The organism is Roseovarius sp. MBR-51 (assembly GCF_053628575.1).
This window is the reverse complement of sequence record NZ_JBRJGQ010000014.1, coordinates 98430-115468: the sequence shown is the minus strand read 5'-3', so window position 1 is coordinate 115468 and position 17039 is coordinate 98430. Positions and strand designations below refer to the sequence as shown.

18 protein-coding genes are annotated in these 17039 nt (G+C 63.5%); 8 read left to right on the top strand and 10 right to left on the bottom strand.

Annotated features, from left to right (window positions below; translation table 11 throughout):
- Positions 1 to 11: 11 nt before the first annotated feature.
- The 5 genes from pcaD to ACSSVY_RS18135 form a co-directional block, all read right to left on the bottom strand.
- On the bottom strand, positions 12 to 863 hold the full coding sequence (gene pcaD, locus ACSSVY_RS18155) for a 3-oxoadipate enol-lactonase (RefSeq protein WP_454271088.1): 852 nt from the start codon (positions 861 to 863) through the stop codon (positions 12 to 14).
- 48 nt (positions 864 to 911) lie between these two features.
- The gene (locus ACSSVY_RS18150; protein ID WP_454271086.1) at positions 912 to 1235 is read right to left on the bottom strand and encodes a 5-aminolevulinate synthase; all 324 of its coding nucleotides are present in this window, start codon (positions 1233 to 1235) and stop codon (positions 912 to 914) included.
- 158 nt (positions 1236 to 1393) lie between these two features.
- Positions 1394 to 2371: a threonine ammonia-lyase gene (locus tag ACSSVY_RS18145; protein WP_454271084.1), complete on the bottom strand. Its 978-nt coding sequence runs from the start codon at positions 2369 to 2371 to the stop codon at positions 1394 to 1396.
- The gene (locus ACSSVY_RS18140; RefSeq protein ID WP_454271082.1) at positions 2368 to 3201 is read right to left on the bottom strand and encodes an alpha/beta fold hydrolase; all 834 of its coding nucleotides are present in this window, start codon (positions 3199 to 3201) and stop codon (positions 2368 to 2370) included. Before ACSSVY_RS18140 ends, ACSSVY_RS18145 begins: the two co-directional genes overlap by 4 nt.
- Positions 3201 to 3887: a haloacid dehalogenase type II gene (locus ACSSVY_RS18135; protein ID WP_454271080.1), complete on the bottom strand. Its 687-nt coding sequence runs from the start codon at positions 3885 to 3887 to the stop codon at positions 3201 to 3203. The genes ACSSVY_RS18140 and ACSSVY_RS18135 overlap by 1 nt, the downstream gene beginning before the upstream one ends.
- Positions 3888 to 4113: 226 nt before the next feature.
- Here ACSSVY_RS18135 and ACSSVY_RS18130 point away from each other — a divergent pair, with 226 nt between their 5' ends.
- Entirely contained in the window at positions 4114 to 4542 is a 429-nt protein-coding gene (locus tag ACSSVY_RS18130) for an FKBP-type peptidyl-prolyl cis-trans isomerase (protein WP_454271078.1), read from the top strand.
- Positions 4543 to 4813: 271 nt separating this feature from the next.
- Here ACSSVY_RS18130 and ACSSVY_RS18125 read toward each other — a convergent pair whose 3' ends face one another.
- Both ACSSVY_RS18125 and irrA read right to left on the bottom strand, forming a co-directional pair.
- Positions 4814 to 5803 (bottom strand): NADPH:quinone reductase, encoded by a 990-nt coding sequence (locus ACSSVY_RS18125; RefSeq protein ID WP_454271077.1) that lies wholly within the window; start codon positions 5801 to 5803, stop codon positions 4814 to 4816.
- Between the two features lie 11 nt (positions 5804 to 5814).
- Entirely contained in the window at positions 5815 to 6252 is a 438-nt protein-coding gene (gene irrA / locus ACSSVY_RS18120; protein ID WP_454271075.1) for an iron response transcriptional regulator IrrA, read from the bottom strand.
- Positions 6253 to 6424: 172 nt separating this feature from the next.
- Here irrA and fabA point away from each other — a divergent pair, with 172 nt between their 5' ends.
- The 4 genes from fabA (at position 6425) to ribD (ending at position 9101) form a co-directional block, all read left to right on the top strand.
- A complete protein-coding gene (gene fabA / locus ACSSVY_RS18115) occupies positions 6425 to 6934 on the top strand; it encodes a bifunctional 3-hydroxydecanoyl-ACP dehydratase/trans-2-decenoyl-ACP isomerase (protein ID WP_009817925.1) in 510 nt (169 codons plus the stop codon).
- Between the two features lie 26 nt (positions 6935 to 6960).
- On the top strand, positions 6961 to 7392 hold the full coding sequence (locus ACSSVY_RS18110; RefSeq protein ID WP_454271073.1) for a hypothetical protein: 432 nt from the start codon (positions 6961 to 6963) through the stop codon (positions 7390 to 7392).
- 135 nt (positions 7393 to 7527) lie between these two features.
- Entirely contained in the window at positions 7528 to 8010 is a 483-nt protein-coding gene (gene nrdR / locus ACSSVY_RS18105) for a transcriptional regulator NrdR (protein ID WP_009817927.1), read from the top strand.
- Complete coding sequence (gene ribD / locus ACSSVY_RS18100; RefSeq protein ID WP_454271070.1) at positions 8007 to 9101, top strand: bifunctional diaminohydroxyphosphoribosylaminopyrimidine deaminase/5-amino-6-(5-phosphoribosylamino)uracil reductase RibD; 1095 nt, start codon at positions 8007 to 8009, stop codon at positions 9099 to 9101. The genes nrdR and ribD overlap by 4 nt, the downstream gene beginning before the upstream one ends.
- Before the next feature lie 89 nt (positions 9102 to 9190).
- On the opposite strand, the gene ACSSVY_RS18095 is transcribed toward ribD, so the two are convergent.
- Entirely contained in the window at positions 9191 to 12343 is a 3153-nt protein-coding gene (locus ACSSVY_RS18095) for a valine--tRNA ligase (RefSeq protein WP_454271068.1), read from the bottom strand.
- Positions 12344 to 12501: 158 nt separating this feature from the next.
- Between ACSSVY_RS18095 and ACSSVY_RS18090 the strand changes: the two genes are divergently transcribed.
- On the top strand, positions 12502 to 13476 hold the full coding sequence (locus tag ACSSVY_RS18090; protein ID WP_454271066.1) for a zinc transporter ZntB: 975 nt from the start codon (positions 12502 to 12504) through the stop codon (positions 13474 to 13476).
- Here the strand turns inward: ACSSVY_RS18090 and ACSSVY_RS18085 are convergent.
- Both ACSSVY_RS18085 and ACSSVY_RS18080 read right to left on the bottom strand, forming a co-directional pair.
- Positions 13473 to 14102: an HD domain-containing protein gene (locus tag ACSSVY_RS18085; RefSeq protein ID WP_454271064.1), complete on the bottom strand. Its 630-nt coding sequence runs from the start codon at positions 14100 to 14102 to the stop codon at positions 13473 to 13475. The genes ACSSVY_RS18090 and ACSSVY_RS18085 overlap by 4 nt on opposite strands.
- Positions 14103 to 14144: 42 nt before the next feature.
- Complete coding sequence (locus ACSSVY_RS18080; protein ID WP_009817932.1) at positions 14145 to 14579, bottom strand: Lrp/AsnC family transcriptional regulator; 435 nt, start codon at positions 14577 to 14579, stop codon at positions 14145 to 14147.
- Between the two features lie 115 nt (positions 14580 to 14694).
- On the opposite strand from ACSSVY_RS18080, the gene ACSSVY_RS18075 reads away from it, so the two are divergent.
- Together ACSSVY_RS18075 and ACSSVY_RS18070 are read left to right on the top strand one after the other, a co-directional pair.
- Entirely contained in the window at positions 14695 to 15825 is a 1131-nt protein-coding gene (locus ACSSVY_RS18075; protein WP_454271061.1) for a type III PLP-dependent enzyme, read from the top strand.
- Positions 15826 to 15943: 118 nt separating this feature from the next.
- Positions 15944 to 17032, top strand: coding sequence for a DUF2235 domain-containing protein (locus tag ACSSVY_RS18070; protein ID WP_454271059.1), 1089 nt, complete (start codon positions 15944 to 15946; stop codon positions 17030 to 17032).
- Positions 17033 to 17039 lie beyond the last annotated feature (7 nt).

Genomic DNA, 17039 nt, shown 5'->3' with positions numbered 1-17039 from the left:
AAACTATAGTCTTATGCAGCAGCAAAACGACAAAAACCGCAGGAAACAAGACTTCGCCTGAACAAGCGCGGCATAATCCGAAGCGCGGCATTATGCAGGAACTCGGTCAGCAGACGCGCATAGTCTTCCGGTTGGTCCACGGGGGGCACATGCCCTGTGCGGCGCATCACCTCGAACCGTGAGCCGGGGATCAGGTCCACGGTTTCGCGCACGAGATCGGGCGGGGTCGAGCCATCCTCGGCCCCGGCAATGCCCAGCGTCGGCAGACGCAGGCCAGAGGTGGGCGTGTAGAAATCTGTGCCCGATATGGCGGCGGCGCATCCGGCATAGCCTTCGGGGTCATGCTGGCAAAGACGCTCGAACCAAGGCAGATGCTTGTTTTCCTTTAGATAGCTGCGCGTGAACCAGCGCTCGCAAGAGCCACGTGCCAGATCCGCCATACCGCCCGGTCTACGGGCCGTGGCGATCCGCTCGGCCCAGAGCGCGGGCGTGCCAATCTTGGCCCCGGTGTTGGACAGCACCATCGCGCGGATCAGGTCGGGGCGTTTCACTGCCAACCCCTGCGCCACCATCCCGCCGACGGAGAGGCCCACGAACATGGCGTCCTTGATGCCGAGATGATCCATCAGCCGCTCGGCATCGCGGATCAGTGCGCCCATCGTATAGGGGGCCGGCGGGGTCGAGGATTGCCCATGCCCGCGCGCATCATAGCGGATGATCCGCAGACCGGGCGGCAAGAGCGGCACCACCGCATCCCAGAGAAACGTGCCGGTGCCAAGCGCATGGGCAAAGACGATGGGCGCGCCATTGGGATCGCCCTCGTCGAGGTAATGCAGGGTCACATCGCCTGTATCAAACATCATCCGCGTCGCTCCTTGTCCATTGGGCGCGGCGCGGGGACGTCCGCTCTGTCAGTGCGATACCACAGCAAGGCCCGCCAACACCATGGTCGCACCACCGATCTGACGCGCGCTGAGGGCCTCGCCAATGAACCACGCATAGCTGAGCACGATAAGTGTTTCCAGACCGATGATCGAGATATAGACAACACCAAGATCAACATGGCGCAGTATCTCAATTTCGCACAGGGCCGCCGCGCCAAAGCCCAGTGCAATCAAGCCGATTGCCGCCAGGCTGATTGCGGATGACCCCATCTTGAGTCCAATTGTAGCGATCGAATAACCTAGCGCTGACAGGACTATCAGAAAAATCGCCTGAGCATTTAAAACAGCCATAGTATCCTCCTGTGCCACAAGTCTGTGGCATTAAATTTTTTGGAGTGAATGATGGCGGTTTCGCGCGGTAAGTGTTGCAGGTTCCCCTGCGTCAGTTCAAGTCCGGTTTTCCATACCGGTGCGGTGCGAGCCTGCTCACGTTGGCAAGAGATCAGAGGTCAGACAGAAAAGCGGGACAGCGCATCGCAGAATACATCCGCATCGACATTGCCGCCCGAAATGGTCAGAAACACCGCGTCGCCCTCGATCTGATCGGCCCGAAAGAGGGCGGCGGCCAGCGCCACGGCACCGCCCGGTTCCGCCACCAGTTTGAGCCGGGAAAAGGCCAGCGCCATGGCGTGCAGCGCCTCCTCTTCGGTCACCACAAGCCCCGGACCGCAGAGCCGCCGCATGATCGGAAAGGTGATAGCGCCCGGCTGCGGCGTGACGATGGCATCGCAGAGACTGCCCGAGGTCCGGGCGTTGCGCTCGATCTGGCCGGACGCCAGCGAACGGGCGACGTCGTCGAACTCCTCCGGCTCACAGGGCCGCGCGCGCAGGTCCGGCGCGTCCGCCTCAAGCGCAAGTGCTATGCCCGAGGTCAACCCGCCCCCGCCGCAACAGACCAGCACATCGGCACGGGTGATGCCCATGGCCGCCGCATCCTCGGCAATCTCAAGCCCGATGGTGCCTTGGCCGGCGATCACCTGCGGCTCGTCATAGGGTTTGATCAGCGTCAGACCGCGCTCAGAACTCAGCGCCGCGCCGATGGCGTCGCGATCCTCGGTTGCGCGGTCATAGAGCACCACGTCGGCCCCCAGCGCGCGGGTGTTGTCGATCTTCATACGCGGCGCATCCGAGGGCATTATGATCACGCTTGGCACCCCGAATTGCCGCGCCGCCAGTGCCACGCCCTGCGCATGGTTGCCGCTGGAAAAGGCGATCACGCCCCGCGCGCGGGTACCCTCATCCAGCGCCGACACGGCCGAGCGCGCGCCGCGATATTTGAAGCTGCCGGTGTGTTGCAGGCATTCCGGCTTGACGAAAACCCGACGCCCCGCGATCTCGTCGAGAAAGGGCGAGGACAAGAGCGGCGTGCGCCTTGCATGGCCCGCCAGACGGGTGGCGGCGGCGCGGATCATCGTGATGTCGGTCATTTTATCTGGTCCAGAAGTGCGCGAATGGCGCCGAGGGATTGCGGTTCGTCGAGAAAGGGCACATGGCCCCGGTCGGGCACGGTGGCGGTGATGAGGTCCGGGTGACGCTCTTGCATTTTGGCCAAGGTTTCAAGGCTCAGGAGGTCGGAATTCGCCCCCCGGATCGCGGCGGTGGGAATATCCTTGAGCGCGTCGAACAATTGCCAGAGGTCCACCGCCTCGCCAGCCCCCGCTTGCCCCACCAGCGCATCGCGGAGCCGCGCGTCATAGCGCAGGCCGAGGCCGCCGCCCGGCTTCTCGTAGAACATGCGGTCGGCCTGTTGCCGCCAGCGTGCCAGCGGCACACCGGGAAAACCCTTGGCATGGACATGGGCGAGAGCGGCGGCGCAACTGTCCAGATCGGGCTGCGCCGGCTCGCGCCCCACGTAATCCATGATCCGCTCGATCCCGATGGGGGCCACCTCTGGCCCAATGTCATTGAGCACGACACCGTTCAGGCGCGCAGGGTGCCCATAGGCCAGCGCCATGGCAATCAACCCGCCGCGCGAGGTGCCGATCAGGGTGACACGGTCCAGTCCCAGATGGTCCATCAGTTCTATCGAGTCCTGCCCTTCGCGCAGGATGTTGTAGGACATGAAATCGGGCGCATGTTCGGATTGCCCGCGCCCGCGATAATCCATGCAGATCACGCGATACCCCGCCAGATGGGGCAAGACAAAGCTGAAATCGGCGCTGTTGCGCGTGAGCCCGGCCAAGCAGAGGATCGGCGCGCCGGTGCCCTGATCGGTGTAATGGAGTGTCACGCCGTCCGAGGCGGTAAAGCGCCCCATCAGCCGCGCGCCAGATCGGGAATACCCGTCAGGTCGCGCAACTGGTGGCGCGGTGTGGCGGGCAGCCGGTCCACCGGATCGCCCGCGCGGTTGACCCAGGCGGTTGTGAACCCATAGCCCGACGCCGCACAGGCATCCCAGCCATTCGACGACACAAAAAGCACCTCGTCGGGCGCGCAGCCGAACCGCTGCCCCACCAGATCATAGACCACGCGCGCAGGCTTGAAGATGCCAACGCTTTCGACCGACAGCACATCGTCGAGCAGATCGCCAATCCCGGCCGATTTCACCGCCCCCTGCAACATGTCCGGTGATCCGTTCGAGAGGATCGCGGTATTCATCCCCGCCGTTTTCAGGGCGCTGAGCATGGCGGGCACCTCTGCATAGGCCTCCAACTCCCAATAAAGCTGCAAGAGACGGTCGCGCAGCGCGGTATCGTCTTGCAGGCCCTCGGCCTCCAGCGCCCAATCGAGCCCGTCCTGTGTCACCTGCCAGAATCCTGTGTGTTGCCCCATGACTGCGCGCAACCAGGTGTACTGCAACTGCTTCAGTCGCCATTTTTCGGCAATTGCGGGCCAGTGGTTGGCAAATCGCTCGCGCCCCGGCTCAGTTGCGGCATTGCGCGCGGCGGCCGCCACGTCAAACAGCGTGCCATAGGCATCGAAAATGCAGGTGGTGATCGGCATGGTATCGTATCCCCCTTGGTGATCGCGCGCAGACTGTCATGGAACGGCAGGGGGGAAAAGACCTCACGCGCGCACGAGGCTGTGAGGGACTGGGCCGCAATTTCAGGAGTCGGTTTGCAAATCGGGACCGGCGTCGCTAAATTAGAGGACAGTCGCACCAAGCACCCGCGCAGATCTTGCGTGGCCTTGCAAACTCATCCCCCTTCCCAAACAGATTGGAGATCCAATGACGCAGGTCAAACCGGGCGATACTGTCCGCATTCACTACACCGGCACGCTGGCCGATGGCGCAACCTTCGATTCGAGCGCCGGACGTGACCCGCTCGAATTCACCGTAGGTTCTGGCCAGATCATTCCCGGCCTCGATGCCGCGATTACCGGCATGACCGTTGGTGATAAGAAAACCGTCGAAGTGCCCGCCGACATGGCCTATGGCCAGCCCGATCCAAGCGCCCAACAGGCGGTGCCGCGCACCGAGATCCCAGCGGATATCCCGCTCGATCTGGGCACACAGTTGCAAATGCAAACACCGCAGGGTCAGGTGTTGCCGGTGACTGTGGTCGACGTGACAGATCAAGAAGTCGTGCTCGATGCCAATCATCCGCTGGCGGGCAAGGATCTGACCTTTGCCATCGAGCTGGTCGCAATCGCCTGAGTTCGATTGCGCTCTGCACGGCGCGTGCGGTTCGGGAAGAGTGCGGGGGTGTTGGTCTGTCGCTGACATTGGCCCCAACTGGTGAGCCGCGCGGTGCCCGTCACGCCAGAGGCGTGCCGAGTTAAAGTGGCGCACCGACGGTGCGACGGGGCGGGTCATGCCGGAGGCATGCCTTCGGCATGACCGCTGCGTGGCGGCGCGTGCCGCGCTTTGAGTCCGCGCTTTGGAGATTGCGGCAAATGTCCCCTTCAGGCCAAAACCCGGCCCCGTCTCACCCGATATCGAGCACAACGGCACCCGCTCGCCCCGGCGTCATCACCGCCTCATGGGCTGCGGCGCAGTCTGAAAGCGGGTAATGCGCCGCGATCTCGGGGCGCAGCGTGCCCGCCTCGAGTGCTGCATTAAGTCGTGCGATGGCGGCCTCGCGCGCGGCGTCGGGTAGAATGTAGATCAACGTGATGTCGATCTTGAGCGCCTTGAAGAGAAAGGGCCCAAAGGGCAGGGTCGGCTTCATCTCCTTGCCCGAACCATAGGCAGCGATAGTCCCATTGGGGGCCATGACCTCGGCCAAAAGGCTGGCGTTCTGGCCAAACTCGACCTCTATGGCGCGGGTCACGCCGCGCCCGTCTGTGGCTGCGAGAATTTGGGCCGCCAGATCAGGGTCGGCATAGTCGAACACATGCGCGGCCCCGGCGGCGCGCACCCGCTCCATCGCGGGGGCGGAACAGGTGGCGATCACCTGTGCTCCGGCGGCCCGCGCCAATTGAACGGCGTTATGCCCCACCGCGCCAGCACCACCTGAAATCAGGATCGTTTGCCCCGCAACATCACCGTCGCCAAACACGGTCTGCGCAGCGGTCAGTCCGGGAATCCCCAAGGTTGCGCCAACCTCAAACGAGACACCGTCGGGCAGCGGCACGGCTTGGGCGGCGGGCAGGGCGATATAGTCGGCGGCGGTGCCATGGCTGCGCTGCCACTGGCCATTCCATATCCACACCCGTTGACCAATGCGACCCGGGTTCACGCCTTGGCCCACAGCCTCAATCACACCAGCCCCGTCGGAGTGGGGTATGATTCGCGGAAAGGCAGGTTTCATCACGCCCGGACGCGTGCCGGCCCGCGCCTTGGCATCCGACGGATTAACCCCGGACAGGCGCAGCCGCACCAAAACCTCGCCCGCGCTTGGCACAGGCGTCGGCACATCGTCAAGTCTCAGAACGTCGTGCGGTGCACCAAAGGCCGCGTAACTGACAGCACGCATGCTGCGAGGTATCACTTGGTCCGGCGCAGTCGGATCACGACATCGACAGCGGTGATCTCTGCCCCGTCCGGGGCTTTGGGCAGGCGGGTGATTTCCAACTCGCTTGCCGGGGCATCGCTCAGACGGTTCTCGTCTTCCCAGTAAAAATGCGGGTGGTCGACGGTATTGGTGTCAAAATAGCTCTTGGAGCCGTCTACCGTCACCTCTTGCAGCAATCCGGCGTCGCAAAAGGCGCGCAGAGTGTTGTAGACGGTCGCCAAGGACACTGCGTCCTCGCCGGTTTGGGCATCGGCATAGAGGCTCTCGGCGGTGACATGACGATGCTGGCCGTCACCGATCAGCAGCGTGGCCAAGGTCACGCGCTGCCGGGTGGGGCGCAGCCCTGCATCTGAGAGCCATTTGGCGGCAACCGATCCTGCCGGTGTGGTTATCGTCGCATATGCTGTCATTGTCTCGTTCATCCCATGTTTCTACCAATATAGGGCCTCGGGGGGGGCAGTTTCAAATAAAATCCATTTACCAGCAAAAGGGGGTGCGGTGATGTCGCAGGCTTGCATGCGCCTTTTGCTGGATGCTAGAGGGGGGCGACGACCGGTATTTGCAATGAAAGGGGCCGCCTGAATGGCCGATTATCCAAGCAGCTTCGATCGTGACGATCTGCTTAAATGCGCCCGTGGCGAATTGTTCGGCCCGGGCAACGCCCAATTGCCCGAACCGCCGATGCTGATGATGGATCGGATCACCGAGATTTCCGGAGATGGCGGCGCGCATGGCAAGGGTCATGTGGTGGCGGAATTCGACATCACACCGGACCTGTGGTTTTTCAAATGTCACTTTCCCGGCAACCCGATCATGCCCGGTTGTCTTGGGCTTGACGGTCTGTGGCAACTGACCGGCTTCAACCTCGGCTGGCGCGGCTGGCAGGGGCGCGGCTATGCGCTGGGCGTGGGCGAGGTCAAGCTGACCGGCATGGTGCGACCCGACCGCAAGATGCTGACCTATTATGTGGATTTCACCAAGGCGGTGCAGACGCGGCGCCTGACCATGGGTGTCGCCAATGGCCGGGTCGAGGCCGATGGCGAGGTGATCTATCAGGTCACGGATATGAAGGTCGCGCTCTCGGAAACCTGAGCAGGCACAAGGGCAGGGGGCGGCAGATGCGCGGATGGATTGCGGCCCTCGTGAGCGTCATCGCTCTGCCTGCCGCCGCCTGTCCCGAGGGGCAGACGCTGTTTCTCAGCTGCGATATGGAGCGGGGCGGTAAGGCGTTGCAGGTCTGCCGCAGCGAAAAGGACGTGAGCTACAGTTTTGGCCCCAAGGGCGGCGCGCCGGACCTGGCGCTGACACGCCCTGTCGGTGATGGCGCGGAAATCGTGCCGTGGCCCGGCATCGGCCGCACCATCTGGGAGGCGGTGCGCCTGCGCAACAATGCCGTGATCTACGAAGTCTATGCAGGCTTTGACAAATTCGACGCTGTCGATGACAGCAAACCCGACAGCCGCTTTGGCGGCGTGGTGGTGATGCAGGACGGAAAAGGCGAGATCGCGCATCTCAAATGCCGTGCCGGCACGGTCGATTACAGCTTTTAGGTCCGGTTTGGCCCCATGATCTGGGGCGCTAAAATCCCCCCTACCCAAAACCTTGCGGCTGTCCTATAGTGGCTGTGGATAACTGGGCATCAGACCCATGACCCAAGAGGCAAGGACAGAAAAGGGGGACGGCCAATGCGCTGCCCGTTTTGCGGAAATATAGATACACAGGTCAAAGATTCGCGCCCCGCAGAAGAGCATGTCTCGATCCGCAGGCGCAGGTTCTGCCCCGGTTGCGGCGGGCGATTTACCACCTATGAACGCGTGCAACTGCGCGATCTGGTGGTGGTGAAATCCAATGGCCGTCGCGAGGATTTCGACCGTGACAAACTGGAACGCTCGATCCGGATCGCGCTGCAGAAACGTCCCATTGACCCTGAACGCATTGAACAGATGATTTCCGGTATCGTGCGGCGACTGGAGAGCATGGGCGAGACCGATATTCCCTCGAAAACCGTGGGCGAGATCGTGATGGAGAGCTTGGCACGGATCGACACAGTCGCCTATGTGCGGTTTGCCAGCGTCTACAAGAATTTCCAGGAAGCGGATGATTTCGACCGCTTTGTCAGCGAATTGCGGCCCGAGGACGCGGCCCTCAATCCCAAACCGGACGCGTGAGCGGCGCCGACGCCCGCTTTATGGCGCTGGCCCTGTCGCTGGGGCGGCGGGGCATGGGGCAATGCGCGCCCAACCCCGCCGTGGGCTGTGTCATCGTGCAGGGCAGGCATATCGTCGGGCGTGGGTGGACCGCGCCCGGAGGGCGTCCCCATGCCGAAACGCAGGCTTTGGCGCAGGCGGGAGATCTGGCGCGCGGGGCCACGGCCTATGTCTCGTTGGAGCCGTGCGCCCATCACGGCAAGACCCCGCCCTGCGCCGACGCCCTGATTGCGGCGGGTATCGCGCGGGTGGTCGCCCCCTTTGACGACAATGATCCGCGCGTTGCGGGGCGCGGCTTTGAGCGGCTGCGCGCGGCGGGGATCGAGGTCCGGACCGGCGTTCTTGCCGATGTGGCGGGGCGCGATCTGGCCGGGTTCCTGATGCGCAATGAGATCGGACGACCTTTGGTCACGCTCAAGCTGGCATCGAGTTTCGACGGGCGTATTGCCACCGCCACCGGTCACAGCCAGTGGATCACCGGGCCAGAGGCGCGGCGCGTGGTGCATGCCCTGCGCGCGCGGCATGACGCGGTGATGGTGGGAGCAGGGACCGCGCGGGCCGATGATCCCATGCTAACAGTGCGCGACATGGGCGCGCGGCGTCAGCCGGTGCGTGTTGTGGTCTCGCGCAGACTCGACTTGCCGCTCCTGTCCAATCTCGCGCGCACGGCTAGGGACGTGCCGCTCTGGCTCTGCCATGGGCCGAATGTGGACCCGGCGCTGGTGGCCGCGTGGCGCGGCATCGGCGCGCGGCTCGTGTCCTGCGAAGTCAGGCTGGGGCAGGTCGATCCGGCGTCTGTTCTGAAGGCGCTCGGGGCCGAGGGGCTCACACGGGTGTTCTGCGAAGGCGGTGGGGCGCTGGCAGCCTCGCTCTTGTCGGCCGGGCTGGTGGATGAGTTGATCGGTTTCACCGCAGGCTTTGCCATTGGGGCAGAAGGGCTGCCGGGGATCGGCGCGCTGGGTCTGGCACGCCTAGACGAGGCGGCGCGCTTTCGTTTGGTCGAGACATGCAGTTTGGGCGGTGACCTGATGCACCGCTGGACGCGCGCCTGATCGCAGGCGGGTTCTTTGAGTATTTGCACCAAGAAAAAGCAGAGGTCCTGCTTCGTCTTGGTTCAGACAGGCCCGCACAGGGCCATGGCTTAGTCCAACTCTGCCAGCCGCGCCAAGGCCGCGCGCAATTTGTTGTCCTCGTCCTCACGCAGGGCGAGGTTCTCGCGCGCCTCAACCACCACTTCCTCGGGGGCCGAGGCCACAAAATTGGGGTTGTTCAGCCGCCCGCGCAGCCCGCCCAGTTCCTTTTCCAGCTTGCTCAGCGTCTTTTCCAACCGCGCCTTTTCTTCGGCCACGTCGATGATATCGGCCAGAGGCAGGCCAAAGCTGCCGCCCTCGACCGCCACTGTGACGCAGCCTTTGGGGAAACGGTCCACGTCCGTCAGGCTCTCGATGCGGGCCAGCCGCTTGATCATCACCTCGTTGCGCGCCCAGGCTGCACGCCCGGCCTCGTTCACCTCCGTGACCAGAAGTGGCACATAGAGACCGGCAGGCACATGCATCTGCGCGCGCGCGGAGCGGATTTGTTCGATGAGGGCGATCACCCAGTTCATTTCGCGGTCCGCAGCGGGGTCGATCAGTTCGCTGCCATAGGTCGGCCAATCGCCATGCACCAGCATCTTGGCGCGCGCACCTAGCGTGCCCCAGAGTTCCTCAGTCACAAAGGGCATGATCGGATGCAGCAGGATCAGACATTGGTCGATGACCCAGGCCATTGTGGCCTGCGTTTCCGCCTTGGTCGCCGCGTCCCCGTCCAGCAGGAGCGGCTTGGAAAACTCGACATACCAGTCGCAGACCGTGCCCCAGACAAAGGCGTAGAGCGCGCCCGCCGCATCGTTGAAGCGGAAGTTTTCGAGCGCCTCATCGACAGCCGCGCGGGTCTTGGCGGTCTCGCCGATGATCCATTTGTTGACCGTGGCGGTGGGGGTGGGCACCATGCCGGTCGAGCCGACCGCGCCGTTCATCTCGGCAAAGCGGGCGGCATTCCACAGTTTGGTGGTGAAATTGCGATAGCCCGCGATGCGCTCTTTCGACAGCTTCAGATCGCGCCCCATGGCGGCCATCGAGGTCAATGTGAACCGCACCGCATCGGTGCCGTAATCCGCAATCAGATCCAGCGGGTCGAGCACATTGCCAAGCGATTTGGACATCTTCTTGCCCTTCTCATCGCGCACGAGAGCGTGGACATAGACATGGCTGAACGGCTTTTGCCCGACCACGGCATATTGCATCATCATCATCCGGGCGACCCAGAAAAAGATGATGTCAAAGCCTGTGATGAGAACAGAGGTGGGGAAATAGCGCTTGAGTTCTGCCGTGTCCTCGGGCCAGCCCAGTGTGCCGATGGGCCAGAGACCCGACGAGAACCATGTGTCGAGCACGTCGGGGTCGCGCCAGACCGGATAGATCAGATGCGTGGGGTCTTGCGTGGCGGTATACTCTGCCAGAGCACTGGCCAGTTGATGCAGCGCCTCATCCCGGCTCGCGACTTCGACCACCCGCATCGCGGCCAGAGGCACCGGCAGGCTGGCGAGCCTGTCGTGATAGGCGTCCGAGACGGTGCCGAAATCCGCACCGCATTCCATCAAGGGGCTGAGATGCCCTTCGTTCAAGAGGCGCAGCATTTCCACCAGATCGAGCGTGCCATCGCCCTCGTCATCGTGGAAATCCGGCGCGCTGAGGTCAAAGCCATACCACACCGGGATCTGATGCCCCCACCAGAGTTGCCGCGAGATGCACCATGGCTCGATATTCTCCAGCCAGTGGAAATAGACCTTGCGGTCGCTCTCGGGCAGGATCGTCACCTCGCCCGAGCGTACGGCATCCAGCGCGGGGTCGACGATCTTGGCGGTGTCGACGAACCATTGATCGGTCAGCATCGGCTCGATGACGACCTTGGAGCGGTCGCCAAACGGTTGCATGATCGGTTTGGCCTCGACGAAGGGCACGCCCTCTCCGTCCTCCTCGGGCGTGACCCGAGGATCTCCTGCCTCCCGAGGCCCTTGGGTCGAGCCCGAGGATGACGTATCAGGGGCGGGGACCATCACCGCGAGCCCTTCCCCGGTAATCTCGGCCACGACCTGCTCCCGCGCCTCGAACCGATCCAGACCGCGCAGGTGGTCGGGCACGAGGTTCAACGTGTCCACCTCTTCAATGGTGAATTCCGCCCCTTCTGCAATTTCCTGCGCGCGTTTGGCGGCTTCGGCGTAGGCTGCGCCATCGTTGCGCATCTGCGCACGGGTATCCATCAGGCGGTACATCGGGATGCCATTTCGGCTCGCCACGCCATAATCGTTGAAATCATGCGCGCCGGTGATCTTGACCGCGCCAGAACCGAAATCGGGATCGGGGTAGTCGTCGGTGATGATCGGGATCAGGCGGCGATGTTCCTTTGGTCCCACCGGGATTTCGCATAGTTTTCCGACAATTGGTGCGTAACGTTCATCTGATGGATGAACGGCGACAGCGCCATCGCCCAGCATGGTTTCCGGCCGGGTGGTGGCGATGGAAATGTAGTCGCGCGTCTCCCGCAGGGTCACGTTGCCGTCTGCGTCCTTCTCGACATAGTCATAGGTCTCGCCCCCGGCCAGCGGGTATTTGAAATGCCACATATGGCCCGCGACCTCGATATTCTCGACCTCGAGATCGGAAATCGCCGTCTCGAAATGCGGGTCCCAATTGACCAGCCGCTTGCCGCGATAGATCAGACCTTTGTTATACATATCGACAAAGACCTTGATCACCGCGTCATGGAAATTGCCCTCTTCCCCCGCAGGCGCCCCCGGCGCGCCCGACATGGTAAAGGCATTGCGCGACCAGTCGCAGGACGCCCCCAGCCGCTTTAGCTGATTGATGATCGTATCGCCGGATTGCGTCTTCCACTCCCAGACCTTTTCGAGAAACGCCTCACGCCCCATCTCGCGGCGCGAGGGCGCGCCCTCGGCGGCCAGCTTGCGCTCGACCACCATCTGCGTGGCGATACCCGCGTGATCCTGCCCCGGCTGCCAGAGCGTGTCATGCCCGCGCATCCGGTGCCAGCGGATCAGAATATCCTGCAACGTGTTGTTGAACGCATGGCCCATGTGCAAGGACCCCGTCACATTGGGCGGCGGAATCATGATGCTGAAGGTCTCGGCACCCGGAGCGGCATTGGCCCCGGCCCGGAACGCGCCCGCGTCCTCCCACGCCTTATAGAGCCGCGTCTCGGCCTCGGCCGCGTCGAATGTCTTTTCCATCGCCATGACGTCTTGATCCTGCAAAAACGGGGTTTCGCCCTGCTCTATCTAATGTGGGCTCAGAGGAAAAGCCAAAGCGCGCATTTTCTTGGCTCGCCTGCGTGACAAGCGGGGGCAATGTGGCGCAGAGTGTCCGGCAAAACACGATGAGGGGGAAGAGGCAGATGGACGGAGTCCGGCAATGGCGATTGAGCCGGGATGGCAAGGGCACGCCGGTCGATGCGACAGGCGAGACGCTGGCGGACTGGCAGGATAGGCAATCGCTGACCTGGGTGCATGTCAATTGCGCCCATCCCGGTGCGCGTGAGTGGCTGGAGGCCTCGGGGCTGGAGTCACTGGTGCTGCGCGCGCTGCTTGCGCCTGAAACCCGGCCGCGCGCAACCGTGCATGAGTCTGGCGTGCTCATCAACCTGCGCGGTGTCAATCTCAACCCCGGTGACGAGGTCGAGGATATGGTGTCCCTGCGGATGTGGGTCACCGAGGGGCTGGTGGTCAGCGTGCAACTGCGTCGTCTGATGGCGGTGAGCGATGTCATGGAGGGCATCACGCGCGATCAGGGGCCGGATGGTGCGGCGGAACTGGTGGCGCGTCTGGCGCTGCGTCTGGCAGACCGGGCAGAGCCCGTGGTCGCCGGGTTGAACGAAAAGCTGGATCTGCTCGAAGATCAGGTAATCGGCAATCTGGCGGTGCTCGACCGGCGCGATCTGGCGGATGTGCGGCGGGTGGCGATCATGCTGCGACGGCACATGGCACCGCAACGCGATGCGCTCAGCACCTTTGAGATCGAGGATATGCCGTGGATTCGCAGCCACGACCGCAGCCGGTTGCGCGAAGCCACAGAGCGGGTGACGCGGCTGGCTGAGGAGTTGGACGCGATCCGCGACCGCGCACAGGTGGTGCATGATCAGATCATGGATGCCCGTGCGGAATCGATGAACCGCCAGATGCTGCTCTTGTCCGTGGTGGCGGCGATCTTTCTGCCGCTGGGGCTGATCACCGGGCTCTTGGGGATCAACGTGGGCGGCATGCCCGGCGCGGGTGACGCGCGCGCGTTCTGGCTGGTCTGTGCCGGGCTGGTGGTGTTGGGTGTGGCCTTGATGGCGCTCTTCTGGCGCATGGGGCTCTTGGGGCGGCGCTAGCTGCGGGTCCGGCGCTTTGCCGCTACGGCGGCATCGGTCAGCGGTACGCGCACGCCCGCGCGGATCACCGCCGAGTCGTAGGGTTTGCGCGCAAACACCTCTTCGACCAGCGGGGCAAAAAATTCCAGCGGCAGGTTGTCGTAATCGGGATCAAAGCTGGCCTGATCCCAGCGTTCGCAAAACTCGGCGCAATCGTCGAAATAGGCATTGCCCCGGTGACGCTCGCGTTTGTGCTGATCAAACCCGTCAAGGTGCTGGCCATAATAGAGCATCTGGAAATCGCCATGGGTGGCTACGCACCAGGTGCATTGTTCGCGCAAGAACGGCTTGAGGATCGTCGCGGCGTATTCGTCGTGATTGTAGGGCGCATAGATGTCGCCAATGTCGTGCAACAGCGCTGCGACCACCCAATCGGTATCCGCGCCCCCGCGCCACGCCCGTGTGGCAGACTGGACAGAGTGCCCCAGCCGGGTGATCTGATAGCCTGACAGGCTCTGATCCAGATCGACCAGCGCGCTGAGCAGGCGCTTGGCCGTGTGTCGGGTATGGTCGATCTCATGGGCGGTGAGGAATTCGTAGTCCTCTTTGGTGCCGTCCTTCATTTGTCTGAAACTGACCGTGTCCATGTCCGCGACTCCGCTTGTGTTGGTGCGGCCAGACTGCTGCACTCAGTGACCCCGGTCAAGTTTGGTCGAGAGGTGAATCAGGCTCTCGGAACTGCGCACGCCCTTGGCCTCGCCGATGCGGTCCAGTGTCTCGTCCAGCGCTTCGGTGGTCTCCGCCTCGATCATCACGATCAGGTCGAACCGCCCCGAAGTGGTATGCACCCGCCGCACCTGCGGCAGCGATTTCAGCCGTGCCAGCACGGTTGGGCCAGAGCGTGGCTCGATGCTGACAAGGGCGGTCGCGCGTAGGGCAGGGCGTGTCTCGGCGCTCAGCCTCAGGCTATAGCCCGTGATCACACCAGAGGTTTCCAGCCGGTCAAGCCGCGCCTGCACGGTGGTGCGCGCCAACCCCAATTTGCGCGCCAGTGTCGCCACCGGCAGGCGGGCGTTTTCCTGCAAGAGTGCGATCAGGGCATGATCGGTTTCGTCTATTTGCATGGTCACCTCGGCAATATGACGATCAATTCTGTCAATATATACGAAATGACACCATGAATCGACGACAAATCGCGGCACACTCAAAGAAAAGACGCAGCAGATTGAGGTATGTCCGATGAAAAACGCCGCCCCCTGGTCCGATCCGCGCGCGCATCTGATGCGCCAGACCCCCGATGCGGCGCTGCTCTATTTCTCGCCCGACCAATTGCAAGCCACCGCACGAGCCTTTCAGGCAGGGTTTCCGGGGCTTGTGACCTATGCGGTCAAGGCCAATCCGGGGGCCGAGGTGCTGGCCAATCTGGTGGCGGCGGGCATCACTGCCTTTGACGTAGCCAGCCCCGAGGAAATGCGCGCCGTGCGCGACGTCTGCCCCGGTGCTGTGTTGCATTACAACAATCCCGTGCGGTCCATCCCCGAGATCGAGGTTGCGGCGCAAATGGGCGTGCGATCCTATTCCATCGACTGCGTGCGCGAGTTGGACAAGCTGACGGGACGGATTGCACCCGATGCCGAAGTCACCGTGCGCCTTGCCCTGCCGGTGCGCGGTGCTGCCTATGATTTCGGGGCCAAGTTCGGCGTCGGACCAGAGCGCGCGGCGGAGTTGCTGCGCGCTGTCTCAGACCGCGGCTTTACCCCGTCGATGACCTTCCATCCTGGCACCCAATGCGCCGACCCCGCGGCATGGGGGGCCTATATCAGTGTCGTCGCCGAGGTTGCGCGCGCGGCGTGCGTGCGTCTGGCGCGGATCAATGTGGGTGGCGGCTTTGCATCGCATCGCACCGGGACCACGCCAAATCTGACCGCGATTTTTGATCACATCGGGGTCGAGGTGGCGCGGGTCTTTGGGCCCAATGCTCCGGCGCTCGTATGTGAACCTGGCCGCGCCATGGTGGCCGAGGCCTTTAGTATGGCCGTGCGCGTCAAGGCGCTGCGCGACAGCGGTGCCATTTTTGTAAATGACGGCGTCTACGGCGGGTTGACTGAGATCAGGGACATCGGCGCGCCGGACCGCCTCACCGTTCTGGCCCCTGATGGCACGCCGCGCACAGGCGCGCCGCTGCCGCGCGTGGTCTTTGGCCCCACCTGTGACAGCATTGACCGTCTGCCCGATCCTCTGCCGCTGCCGTCGGATATGGCCGAGGGAGATTACCTGCTGATTGCGGGCATGGGGGCCTATACCCGCTGCCTCAGCACCGATTTCAACGGCTATGGGCTGCGCGAGATTGTGACCGTTGCGCAACTGTAACGCGGCACTCACGGTGATTTTCATGGAATCGCAACGGATTTCTGCGCAAGCTGAGGGCAAGACCTGGTCGCGCCCTTGATCTCTCGGGCGCGTTCATGGGCGGCAAAGGCGGTGCGTCATGTCATGGCGGGGTTGGACCAAGAGCGTTCTAGACTGGCTGCGGCCGGGGCCGAGTGAGGCGCATCCGGCCTTTGGTCACCGGCGTGGGCCGGTCAACCATGTGCTCATCCTCGACGGCACCATGTCGAGCCTGTCACCGGGGTATGAGACCAACGCCGGTCTCACCTACAAATTGCTGCGTGAGGTGTCGGGGGCCAATCTCTCGCTCTATTACGAGGCGGGGATTCAGTGGCGCGACTGGCGCGCCACTGGCGACATCGTGATGGGGCGCGGCATCAACCGGCAAATTCGCCGCGCCTATGGTTATCTGGCCAATCGCTACCGCCCCGGCGACCGGATTTTCCTCTTGGGCTATTCGCGCGGCGCTTATGCGGTGCGCTCGCTGGCAGGCGTGATCGATCGCATCGGCCTCTTGCGCGCCGAAGAGGCGACCGAACGCAACGTGCATCAGGCCTTTCGCCATTACCGCTGCACGCCCTCGGGCCGCGCCGCACAGGCCTTTGCCCGCGCCCATTGCCATGAGAATACCCATGTCGAGATGATCGGCGTCTGGGATACGGTCAAGGCGCTGGGGCTGCGTATCCCGATCCTCTGGCGCTTTCGCGCCGATGCCCATGGCTTTCACAATCACCAACTGGGCCGTACCACGCGGCACGGGTATCATGCGCTGGCCCTCGATGAGACGCGCAATGCCTATACGCCCGTGCTCTGGGATTGCCCGCCGGAATTCGCCGGCCATGTCGAACAGGTCTGGTTCCGGGGCTGTCACTCGGATGTGGGCGGGCAACTCTGCGGCATCCACGCCGCGCGTCCGCTCGCCAATATCCCGCTGGTCTGGATGCTCGAGCGGCTCGAGGGCTGCGCGTTGCCCTTGCCCGCCGATTGGCGCGCGCGCTTTCCGCAGGATATCCACGCGCCCTCGGTGGGCACATGGGCCGGCTGGGGCAAGATCCTCGTGCTGCGCCGCCCCCGCGTGGTGGGGCGCGACCGCTCTGAGCGCCTGCATGAGAGTGTGGGTGGTCTTGCCCGCCGTCGCTGGGGCGGCCCGCGCCTGACCGGCGTGTTCAAGCAGCAGAGCGGCACCTGAGAGCGCT